Origin of the sequence: Nocardiopsis sp. LDBS0036, from assembly GCF_041228755.1 — a bacterium.
Taxonomy (GTDB): domain Bacteria; phylum Actinomycetota; class Actinomycetes; order Streptosporangiales; family Streptosporangiaceae; genus Nocardiopsis; species Nocardiopsis dassonvillei.
Genome location: NZ_CP141103.1, coordinates 2,404,654 through 2,415,924, shown reverse-complemented (window position 1 = coordinate 2,415,924; position 11,271 = coordinate 2,404,654). Strand labels below are relative to the sequence as shown.

At 75.0% G+C, this 11,271-nt stretch carries 7 protein-coding genes; 5 read left to right on the top strand and 2 right to left on the bottom strand.

From position 1 onward, the window contains the following. Positions 1-88: 88 nt before the first annotated feature. Entirely contained in the window at positions 89-2,260 is a 2,172-nt protein-coding gene (locus tag UIS43_RS10145; RefSeq protein ID WP_370013023.1) for an ATP-dependent DNA helicase RecQ, read from the top strand. Between the two features lie 289 nt (positions 2,261-2,549). Here the strand turns inward: UIS43_RS10145 and UIS43_RS10140 are convergent, their stop codons facing one another. Further along, positions 2,550-3,485, bottom strand: a complete 936-nt coding sequence (locus UIS43_RS10140; RefSeq protein ID WP_019609667.1) for a carbohydrate kinase family protein — start codon at positions 3,483-3,485, stop codon at positions 2,550-2,552. A gap of 299 nt (positions 3,486-3,784) precedes the next feature. Here UIS43_RS10140 and UIS43_RS10135 point away from each other — a divergent pair, with 299 nt between their 5' ends. The 4 genes from UIS43_RS10135 to UIS43_RS10120 all read left to right on the top strand — a co-directional run bounded on the left by UIS43_RS10135 (position 3,785) and on the right by UIS43_RS10120 (position 9,075). After that, complete coding sequence (locus UIS43_RS10135) at positions 3,785-6,505, top strand: GNAT family N-acetyltransferase (protein ID WP_019609668.1); 2,721 nt, start codon at positions 3,785-3,787, stop codon at positions 6,503-6,505. A gap of 86 nt (positions 6,506-6,591) precedes the next feature. After that, positions 6,592-7,170, top strand: coding sequence for a DUF5998 family protein (locus tag UIS43_RS10130; RefSeq protein ID WP_019609669.1), 579 nt, complete (start codon positions 6,592-6,594; stop codon positions 7,168-7,170). 338 nt (positions 7,171-7,508) lie between these two features. Beyond that, positions 7,509-8,330, top strand: coding sequence for an enoyl-CoA hydratase-related protein (locus UIS43_RS10125; protein WP_358170074.1), 822 nt, complete (start codon positions 7,509-7,511; stop codon positions 8,328-8,330). A gap of 91 nt (positions 8,331-8,421) precedes the next feature. Then, positions 8,422-9,075 carry an MBL fold metallo-hydrolase gene (locus UIS43_RS10120; RefSeq protein WP_358170072.1) on the top strand — a complete coding sequence of 218 codons (654 nt, stop codon included), beginning with the start codon at positions 8,422-8,424 and terminating at the stop codon, positions 9,073-9,075. 5 nt (positions 9,076-9,080) lie between these two features. Here UIS43_RS10120 and UIS43_RS10115 read toward each other — a convergent pair whose 3' ends face one another. After that, positions 9,081-11,150 (bottom strand): CHAT domain-containing protein, encoded by a 2,070-nt coding sequence (locus tag UIS43_RS10115; protein ID WP_370013020.1) that lies wholly within the window; start codon positions 11,148-11,150, stop codon positions 9,081-9,083. Between the last annotated feature and the right edge of the window lie 121 nt (positions 11,151-11,271).

The following is an 11,271-nucleotide window of genomic DNA, read 5'->3' as shown; positions in this document are numbered from 1 at the left end:
ACGGGGACGCGGGCCGGTTCCCCGTCACGCGGAACCGGGGCTGTGGACAACCGCTCGACCGTCCCCCGGCTCTGGTACCAAGGGACGTATGGCCACACCCACCCCTGACAGCACCGTTCCCACCACCGCGTCCGACGGCGCGCTGCGCGAGCGCGCCGAGGCGCACCTGCGCGCCCTGGCCGGGGACTCCGCCCGGCTGCGCGAGGACCAGTGGACCGCCATCCACGCCCTGGCCGCCGAGCACCGCAGAGCCCTCGTCGTCCAGCGCACCGGATGGGGAAAGTCGGCGGTGTACTTCGTGGCCACCGCCCTGCGGCGCGCCGAGGGGGCGGGCCCCACCGTCATCGTCTCCCCGCTGCTGGCGCTGATGCGCAACCAGATCGCCGCGGCCGAGCGCGCGGGCATCCACGCGCGCACCATCAACAGCTCCAACACCACCGACTGGGAGAACGCCTACGCCGACGTGGCCGCGGGCCGGGTCGACGTCCTGCTGGTCAGCCCCGAGCGCCTCAACAACCCCGAGTTCCGCGACCGGGTCCTGCCCGAGCTGGCCGCGGGCGCAGGCCTGGTCGTCATCGACGAGGCCCACTGCGTCTCCGACTGGGGGCACGACTTCCGCCCCGACTACCGGCGCATCCGCTCCCTGCTGCACGACCTGCCCGAGGGGGTTCCGGTGCTGGCCACCACCGCCACCGCCAACGAGCGCGTCACCCGCGACGTGGCCGAGCAGCTCCAGGCGGGCGGCGAGCGCGCGGACACCCTGGTCCTGCGCGGTTCCCTGGAGCGCGAGAGCCTGCGCCTGGCCGTCGTCCGGCTGCCCGACCCCACCGCCCGGCTCAGCTGGCTGGCCGAGCACCTGCCCAAGATCCAGGGCTCGGGCATCGTCTACGCGCTCACCGTCAGCGCCGCCCAGGAGACCGCCCGCTTCCTCGCCCAGCAGGGCATGGAGGTGCGCGCCTACACCGGCCAGACCGACCCCGACGAGCGCCGCGAGGCCGAGGACGACCTGCTCGCCAACCGGGTCAAGGCGCTGGTCGCCACCAGCGCGCTGGGCATGGGCTTCGACAAGCCCGACCTGGGCTTCGTCGTCCACCTGGGCGCCCCCCAGTCCCCGATCTCCTACTACCAGCAGGTGGGCCGCGCCGGGCGCGGTGTACAGCGGGCCGAGGCGGTCCTGCTGCCCGGCCGCGAGGACACCCGCATCTGGGAGTACTTCGCCGGACTGTCCTTCCCGCCCGAGCAGACCGTGCGCCAGACCCTGGACGCGCTCGCCGAGGCGGGCGGACCGCTGTCCGTCGCGCACCTGGAGACCCGGGTGGACCTGCGCCGCACCCGCCTGGAGCAGATGCTCAAGGTGCTGGACGTGGACGGGGCCGTGCGCCGGGTGCGGGGCGGCTGGGAGGCCACCGGCCAGCCGTGGACCTACGACGCCGAGCGGTACGCGGCCGTCAGCCGGGCGCGCGAGCGCGAGCAGCGCGCCATGCTCGACTACCTCGACCTGGACACCTGCCGGATGGAGTTCCTGCGCCGCCAGCTGGACGACCCCGAGGCCGCGCCCTGCGGACGCTGCGACGTGTGCACGGGCGAGTACTGGCCCGCGGACGTGGACTCCACCCGGCGCGAGGCCGCGGCCGAGCACCTGGACCGGCCCGGCACGCCCATCGCGCCCCGGCGCCAGTGGCCGACCGGGATGTCCGCCCTGGGCGTGGACCTGTCCGGCAGGATCGCCGAGGAGCTGCGGGCGGGGGAGGGCCGCGCCCTGGGCCGCCTCACCGACATCGGCTGGGGCAACGAGCTGCGCCGCGTCCTGGCCGCCGACGCCCCCGACGCGCCCGTGGACGAGCGCGTGCTCCAGGGCGTGGTGCGTGTCCTGGCCGACTGGAACTGGGACCAGCGCCCCGTCGGCGTGGTGGCGATGCCCTCGCTCACCCGTCCCAGGATGATCACCGACCTGGCCGAGCGGCTGTCCCGGCTCGGGCGGCTGACGCACGTGGGGACGCTGGGGTACCGCACCGAGCGGGGCACCGGGCCGCGCAGGCACAACAGCGCCATGCGCCTGGAACAGGTCCACGCCGCCCTGGTGGCGGGGGAGGAGCTCACCGAGCGGATGGCGCGGCTACAGGAGCACACCCCCGGGCCGGTGCTGCTGGTCGACGACGTCACCGACACCGGCTGGAGCCTGACCGTGGGCGCCGCCCTGCTCCGCGGGGCCGGGGCGCTCCAGGTGCTGCCGCTCACCCTGGCCACCGCAGGAGGATGAGCGGCGGCCGGGCGGGAGTTCCGGCGGGAGCCCCGCGGGGGCGTTCCGCCGCGGGCGGGCGCGTCCACCGCCCGCGCCGGACCCCGTGCCGTAGGGCTTTCAGGGGCACCGAACCCGGCGAAGGGAGATCCGGTCCGCGCGGGCGGGCGTCCGGGCTCGGCCCTTCGGGGCCGGGCCGCTGGGCTCAGCGGATGCGCTGGCCGCGCGGTGCGCCGCGGCGCACCGGCTGGCCCTCGCCCAGGTCCGGGCGGGCGTCCGGGCTCGGCCCTTCGGGGCCGGGCCGCTGGGCTCAGCGGATGCGCTGGCCGCGCGGTGCGCCGCGGCGCACCGGCTGGCCCTCGCCCAGGTCCGGGCGGGCGCCCGGCTGGTGCAGGGCGCGCGCCGCCAGGCGGTGCGCCCGGCCCAGCGCCTCCTTGGGATGGCGGCCGAGCAGCCACGCGGGCAGGAAACCGGCGATGAAGGCGTCACCGGCGCCCACCGAACCCGGGGACGGGTCCACCGGCTCGGCCGGCGCGGTCACGCAGTCGTCGCGGGTCTTGGACGCCCACAGGCCGCCCTGCTCGCCGAGCTTGAGCACCACGTTGGGGTACCACGCGGTCAGCACCTTGGCGGCGGCCTCGGGCTCGTCCCGGCCGGTCAGCACCCGGGCCTGGTCGACGTTGGCGAACAGCAGGCGCGCGCCCTGCGTCCAGTCCAGGAAGTTCTCCGCGCCCGCGCGCTCCAGCGGCGCGTGCGAACCGCCGTCCACCGAGATCGACATCCCGCTGTCGCGGGCCATCCGCAGCGCCACCCGGGCGGCGCGCCGGGAGTCGTCGTTGATGAGGGTGTAGCCCGACACGTGCAGGTGCCCGTCCGGGCCGAACACGTCGCGGGGCAGGTCCTCGGGCTGCAGACGGGCGTTGGCGCCCGGGTCGCTCAGCATCGTCCGGTCGCCCCGGTGCGTGATCATCACCACGCAGGTGCCGGTGGGCCGCTCCGGGTCCATCACCATCCGCGAGTCCAGGCCGTAGCCCATGAGTTCCATCTCACGGGTGCGCCCGGTGATGTCGGAGCCGCGGCGGCCGACGAACGTGGTGTCGGTGCCCTCCACGGCCAGCCACGAGGCGATGTTCGCCCCCGACCCGCCGCCGTACATGATCACGGACGCCGGAGTGTCGCTGCCGCGGGCCAACGGGTGGAACGCGCGCGCGACGGCGTCGGTCATCAGGTCACCGATCACGACCACTCGTGTCATTTCGCCAGCCACCACCGAGGGTTATCAGAATCCGTGCTCGCACGACGTTAACAGGTCAACCGTCAGCGGCGTGTAACGAAGTGACAGCACCCCGGCCACACCGCCTCCGGACACCCCCGCGGAGCCGCGAACGCCCACGGGGCGGCCGATCCGGTCCGCGGACGGGGCACCGGCCCCGACCCGCGCCTCCGCGATCGGGGGACACACCGTACGCGGTCCCGAGCGGGGTTTTCGCGCGGCCCGCACGGACTTTCCCCGGATTCGGCCGTTTGTCGTCTAGTCTCGCAGTCGTGCAGTCCTACCCGAACCACTGGGAAGCCGACGTCGTCCTGACCGACGGAGGCACCGCGCACCTGCGCCCCATCACCCCCGAAGACGCCGACCTGCTCCGCGAGTTCCACTCCCGTCTCTCCCCGGAGACGATCTACTACCGGTTCTTCGCGCCCTACCCCAGGCTCTCCGACCGCGACGTCAAACGCTTCACCACCGTCGACTACGAGGACCGCGTGGCACTGGTCGCCACCATCTCCGACTCCCTCGTCTCCGTGGTGCGCTACGACAAGGTGGCGCCGGAGGAGGCGGAGGTCGCCTTCGTGGTGGAGGACGCCCACCAGGGCCGCGGCCTGGCCTCGGTCATGCTGGAGCACATCGGCGCGGCCGCGCGCGAACGCGGGATGCGCCGCTTCATCGCCGACGTGCTGCCCGAGAACCGGCGCATGATCAACGTCTTCCGCGAGGCCGGGTACACCGCCCAGCAGACCTTCGACGAGGGCGTCATCCGCCTCACCCTGGACCTCCAGCCCACCGACGACTCCACCGAGGTCATGCGGGCCCGCGAGCAGCGCGCCGAGTCGCGCTCCATCGCCCGCCTGCTCTTCCCGAACTCGGTCGCGGTCATCGGCGCCAGCCGCACCGCGCACACCATCGGCCAGACCGCCCTGCGCAACCTCCTGGGCGGGGAGTTCCAGGGCCCGGTCTACCCGGTCCACCCCGAGGCCAAGGCGGTCGTGGGCGTGCGCGCCTACCCCTCGGTCCTGGACATCCCCGACCAGGTCGACCTCGCCGTCGTGGCGGTGCGCGCCGACATGGTCGTCGACGTGGTCGAGCAGTGCGCGGACAAGGGCGTGCACGGCCTGGTCGTGGTCAGCTCCGGGTTCGGCGAGACCGGACCCGAGGGCCGCGCCCGCCAGGACGAGCTGGTGCGCACCGCCCGCGCGGCCGGGATGCGCGTGGTGGGCCCCAACTGCCTGGGCATCGCCAACACCGACCCCGAGATCTCGCTCAACGCCACCCTGTCCCCGGACCTGCCGCCCTCGGGCACGATCGGGTTCTTCTCCCAGTCCGGCGCCCTGGGCCGGGCCATCCTCCAGCGCGTGGCCGAGCGCGGCATGGGCCTGTCCACCTTCGTCTCGGCGGGCAACCGCGCCGACGTGTCCGGCAACGACCTCATGCAGTACTGGCAGGAGGACCCGGCCACGGAGGTGGTGCTCCAGTACCTGGAGTCGCTGGGCAACCCGCGCAAGTTCACCCGCCTGGCCCGGCGACTGGCCAAGCAGAAGCCGGTCGTGGCGGTGCGCAGCGGCGGCTCGGCGCGGACCACCCCCACCGGCCACGCCGCGGGCGGGCTCTCCCTGCCCGACTACGCGGTCACCTCGCTGTTCCAGCAGGCCGGAGTGGTGCGGGTGGACGACATCACGCAGATGTTCGACGCCGCCCAGGTGTTCGCCTACCAGCCCCTGCCCCAGGGGCCCCGCGTGGGCATCATCGGCAACTCCGACTCCCTGGAGCTGCTGGTCAAGGACGCGGCCGTCCGCCAGGGGCTCAAGCCGCACGACCCGGTCAACCTCGGCCCCCAGGCCACCGCGGAGGACTTCGACCGCGCCCTGGAGACGGCCCTGGCCGCCGAGGACGTGCACTCGGTGGTGGTCGTGTTCGTCCCCGCGCTGCACCCCATCTCCGACGACGTCGCCCGCGTGCTGCGGGCCCGCTCCCTGGACTCGACCAAGCCCGTCGTCACCACCTACCTGGCCCGCCAGGGGATCCCCGAGGAGCTGCGCCGCGTCGGAGACCGGGGCCAGACCCTGCGCGGCTCGGTGCCCTCCTACCCCTCGCCCGAGGACGCCGTGCGCGCCCTGGCCTACGCCACCCGCTACGCCCAGTGGCGCGACCGCAAACCCGGACGCCACCCCGAGCTGCCCGACATCGACGGGGCCCGGGCCCGCGCCACCATCGTCCGCGCGCTCAAGAACGCCACTCCCTCGGCGGAGGAGATCGCCTGGTTCGGCGGCGAGCGCCGCTACGACGAGGAGACGGCGATCTCCGGCGAGGACGCCCGCGACCTGCTGGCCTGCTACGGCATCGCCGCCTACCCCGACATCCCGGTGACGTCGGAGGAGGAGGCCGTGGTGGCCGCGGGCCAGCTGGGCTACCCGGCGGTGGTCAAGGCCGACTCACCGGACCTGCGCCTGCGCGCGGGCGGCACGTTCGTCCGCGCCGACCTGCGCACCCCCGACGACGTGCGCAGCGCCTTCGCGGCCCTGCACGACCGCTTCGGCGACGAGGCCTCGCTGGTCGTGCAGCGCATGGTGGCCCCCGGGGTGCCCACGGTCATCCGGGCGGGCGACAACCAGTCCTTCGGATCGGTGGTCTCCTTCGGGCTGGCGGACGTGACCGCCGAACTGCTCGACGACCGGGCGTTCCGGCTGGCGCCGCTCACCGACATGGACGCCGCCGACCTCATCCACGCCGTGCGGGCCGCCCCGCTGCTGTTCGGACTGCCCGCCGGTGCGACCTCGCTCGCCGAGCAGCCCAACGTGGAGGCTCTGGAGGAACTCCTCGTCCGGGTCTCCCGCCTGGTGGAGGCCTTCCCCGAGATCGGCTACATCGACCTGGACCCGGTCCTGGTCAACGCCACCGGCGCCCACGTGCTGGGCGCGCGCGTCTGGCTCCGTGAGGCCCCCGACGTGCGGCCCGACGCCGGGCCCCGGCGACTGCGCGGGGTGACGTTCTGATCATGGGGTGGGCATCCCGTTTCACGTCCCGGTCGCGAAGTGTCACGGGAAAGGGGCAGGATAGGAGTATGAGGAAAACACGCGCCGTGTCCACGGACTGGCGGACGGAGATCGAGCGCAGCGGGTACTACCCCGCGCTCGTGATCGACGCCGTCGCCACCGCCCTGGGGAGCGAGGGCGCCGAGGCGTTCATCGTGCACCACGAGGCGACCTTCGACCCGGCCATGGAGATGCGGCGGCACATCACGGTGATGCTGCTGACCGCGACCCGCCTCGTGGTGTGCCACACCGACGAGCACCCGCCCACCGAGCCCGGCGGCACCTCGCACGCCTCCACCACCACCGACAGCATCCAGTTGGGCAACATCCAGTCGGTCGCCCTGACCCGCGTGGTGCCCAACCCCGCCCAGTACACGCCGGGCAGCATGCCCAGCGAGCTGGTGCTGAGCGTCAACCTGTCCGTGAACTGGGGCGCGATCGCCCACATCGACCTCGAACCGGCCGCCTGCGCCGACGAGGAGTGCGAACTCGACCACGGGTACACCGGCGCGATCACCGCCGAGCCCCTCACCCTGAGGGTCAGCGAGGCCGCGGACGGCGCCGGGGCGGTGTCGGCCATGATGCACTTCGCCGACGCCCTGTCCGAGGCGACCACCCGCCCCTGAGGCCACCGGAGCAGCGGAGGGCCCCGACCGCCCCGGCGGCAGGGGCCCTCCCACACGCGGTGTCCGCTCCGGACGGCCCACGGCGGGGGCGGACCGGGGAGGCGACCCGTCACGCCGCACACGCGGCCACCCGTGAGCGGGACTTAACAAGCGGGATGTACACGGACATGGTGTCCTGAGGGTCCGGTTGTCTAGGGTGGGACCGGCCTCGTGCACCACGTCACAGAGCCGGGCGCGTCCGGCCACGAGCCGGGCGCGCACGCGCGCCGCGACAGGCACGCGCGCGTTCCCCCTCTCCAGCACCCGCGAGTACGGACCCTGAGAAAGGCCCGCCTGCGATGACGCAGCACCCCTCCCCGACCCCCTCGGACGACACGTCCCTGGTACGCCTGGCCGTCGAGCGCTCCATCGCCACGGTCACCCTCGACTCCCCCCGCAACCGCAACGCCCTGTCCGCGGGGCTGCGCGTGCAGCTGTCCGCGGCCCTGGCCGCGGCGGTGGCCGACGACGAGGTACGCGCCATCGTGCTCACCGGCACCGGCCCGGTGTTCTGCGCCGGAGCCGACCTGAAGGAGGTCGGCGCGGCCCTGCGGGGCGCCCCGGCCGAACCGGCGCCCGAGCTCCCCGAGATCTTCGAGCAGATCATGGGCGCCCCCAAACCGGTGGTCGCCGTGCTCAACGGCGCAGCCCGCGCCGGGGGCATCGGACTGGTGGCCGCCGCCGACATCGCCCTGGCGCCCAAGAGCGCCACGTTCGCCTTCACCGAGGTGCGCATCGGCGTGGTCCCCGCGATCATCTCCGTCCCGGTGTCCGCGCGGATGCACTCGCGCCAGCTCAGCCGCTACTTCCTCACCGGCGAGCTGTTCGACGCCTCCGCCGCCGCCAAGGCCGGCCTCCTCACCCAGGCCGTCCCCGACCGCGACATGCCGCACGCCGTGGACGCGATCCTGCAGGGACTGCGGGGTTCGGCGCCGCGTGCGCTCTCGCGCACCAAGGAACTCCTGGGCGAACTGGGAGCGGGCGCGCTCGCGACCCCGGACCGGCGCACCGAGGCCTTCGCCCGGATGGGCGAGCTGTCCGCCGAGTTCTTCGCCGGAGAGGACGCCGCCGAGGGCCGCGCCGCCTTCTTCGACAAGCGCGCGCCCCGCTGGGCCAGGTGACCCCGGCCGCGGCGCCCCGCCCGGGCCGCCGCGGCCGCACACCCGTGCCACCCTGGTGCGTCCGCTCCCGGACGCGGGCCACAATGGTCGGGTGAGCTACTCCGGAGATACCAGGGTCGGCGGCCCCGCCGACCTGCGACGACTACCGCACCTGACCATCACCAAGCTGGCCGTCGGCCCGATGGACAACAACGCCTACCTGCTGCGCTGCCAGGGCACCGGCGAGGCCGTCCTCATCGACGCCGCGGCCGAGCCCGACCGCATCCTGGAGCTGATCGGCGAGGAGGGCCTGGCACGGGTGGTCACCACCCACCGCCACCAGGACCACTGGCAGGCCCTCGCCGAGGTCGTGGGCCAGACCGGGGCACGCACGGTCGCCCATCCCGACGACGGCGACGAACTCCCCGTCTCCGTGGACGAGCCCGTCGTGCACGGGTCGCGCGTCCCGGTCGGGGAGTGCCACCTCACCGTCATCCACCTGCGCGGGCACACCCCCGGGTCGATCGCCCTGCGCTACGACGACCCCGAGGGCTACACCCACCTGTTCACGGGTGACTCCCTCTTCCCGGGAGGCGTCGGCCGCACCTGGTCCGACGACGACTTCCGCGTCCTGTTCGCGGACGTGGAGGAGCGCGTGTTCGGGGCGCTGGCCGACGACACCTGGATCTACCCCGGGCACGGACGCGACACCACCCTGGGCGCCGAGCGTCCGCACCTGGGGGAGTGGCGCGAGCGCGGCTGGTAGCGGCCTCAGGCGCCGAAGCAGCAGAACCCCGTCCGCCCGAGGTGGACCGCCACCGCCTCGGGCGCGGGGACGCCCGCGGCGAGCGCGCGGTGGAACAGCCGCATGGCCCCGGCGGTCCCCGCGTCCCGGACGGGGACGGGGCTGGCCACCACCGTGCGGACCCCGGCCGCGAGCAGCGCGCCGGTGAACCCGAGCGGAGCCCCGGCGCGGTCCGCGAAGCCCCGGCCGCTCCAGCAGGTCGACAGCACCACCGTGTCCGGGGCCTCGGCCAGCCCGGCCAGGTCGCAGGCGAGCAGCGGCCCGTCGCCCAGGCCGACCGAGGCGAGCATGGGCGAGCGGCCGGGGACCCGCCCGTGCCCCGCCAGGTGGACCAGGTCGGCCCGGCCGAGGGAGGCCAGGACGTCGGAGCGCAGGGCCCGGTCGGCACGGAGCACGCGCGCCCCCGGGTACACGTCGGCCAGCGCGGCGACCTCGCGCGCCGCCCCGTCCGGTTCGGGAGCCGCCACCAGCAGCACCCGCTCCGGCGGGCGGGGCACGGGTACCCCGGAGCGGGTCCGGTCCAGCCAGAACCCGGCGCCGGGCACCAGGTTCAGCGGACGGCCCCGCAGCGCGGGGAGCATGCCCCAGGGGGGATCGCCGAGGTAGGAGTCGCCGGCCACGACCAGCGGAAGGTCGCCGACCAGCGCCAGCAGCGGTTCGAGGAGGACACGTGCGACGTCCTCGGCCGCCTCCCGCGCCTCGCAGCCGTCCTGTGCGAACGCCACCGGGTGGACGAACCGGGCCATCGCACGGGCCACCCGCGGGAGCGACCCCAGGACGCGGGCGTGGACCCGTCCGGCCGCGGCCACGAGCGCGACGGCCTTCCCTTCCGCCCGCGTGTACCGCACGAAGGCCCGGTCGCCCAGCCGCTCCAGCAGCGCGCCCGCCACGGGCGCGGGTGCGGGGGCGCGGCGCGCGCCCGGGGTCTGGTGGTGCGCCTGCCAGCGGGCCGACTCCAGGCGCCGGGCCAGGACGTGCGGGTCGCGGCCGCGGACCAGCGCCGCACGGTAGCGGTCGGCCAGCGAGGCCGTCGCGGGTGTGCGTACGCCGGGACCGGGGACGTGGGGCGCGGCCCAGGTCCGGGCCAGTTCCGCCCACTCCAGGGCGGTGGCCGCCTCTCCGGCGCGCAGGGCGCTCTCCAGGCCCGCGCGGACGACGTGGGGATCGCTCACCGCGCCCGCCAACCAGGGACCCGGCGCGAGGCGGGCGTGCGCGTCCAGGGTGTCCAGGGCCACGTGGGCGGCACCCTTCCCCGACGGTCGCGGCGCGGCCAGGGGCGCGCGGACGGCCAGGGCGGTCCTGGCCCGGGCCACGGGGGAGGTCGTCCGGCCCTCGCGCAGCGCCATCCTCTCCAGGCGGGTGGCCAGCCGGTACCACAGCGAGCCCGTACCGAAGGAGTGCCGCACCCGGCGGGTGAGCTCGACCGTGTGGCGGTGGTCGCCCCGCAGCAGCCGCAGCTTGGCCTCCACCAGCAGGGCGTTGGCCGACGAACCCCCGGCCCAGGGGCCGTCCGCGAGCGCCGTGGCCGCCTCCTCCACCAGGCCCTCGGCCAGCAGCGCCTCGGCCAGGTCCACGTGCAGCGCCTCACGGCGTTCGGAGGGCAGCCGGTCGGTCAGGCCGTGGAAGGTGGCGATGGCCGCGGGGGCGTCGCCCCGGTAGAGGCTGAGGCAGCCCAGGTTCTGGTCGATGACCAGGCCCATCAGCGGCAGACGGCGCTCCCGTGCCAGGGACCGGGCCTCGCGCAGGTGTTCCTCGGCCTGCGGGAAGCGGCCGCACAGCGTCTGCGCCAGTCCCAGGTTGAGCAGGACGCCGGGCATCACCGTCGCGAACTCGGCCACCGGGTGGCCGAGCAGGCGCCGATGGGCCTCGTCCAGCAGGGCCGCGGTCTGCTCGAACATGCCACCCTGCGCCAGCCGCACTCCGTGGCTCACGCGGGCGAGCAGGGATCTGCCGGACCGCAGCGCGTGGTGGTCCGGGCAGGCGGCGGAGAGGGGGGACTCGGGGGAGAGGAGGGAGGGCTGGGCGCGCAGGGACACGTCCGGTGCCTTTCACCGAGAGGGGCGGGCCGCACACAGTGATAGCAGCGCGGGGAGGGCGCGCGGGAGGGGCCGCGTCCGCCCGTGCGCGACTCGGCTGAGGCGAACCCGGACGAAGCCG

What these genes read in the sequence shown, in the direction of transcription:
- UIS43_RS10145 (WP_370013023.1), top strand. Translation starts at nt 89, where the DNA reads ATGGCCACACCCACCCCTGACAGCACCGTTCCCACCACCGCGTCCGAC.
- UIS43_RS10125 (WP_358170074.1), top strand. Translation starts at nt 7,509, where the DNA reads ATGACGCAGCACCCCTCCCCGACCCCCTCGGACGACACGTCCCTGGTA.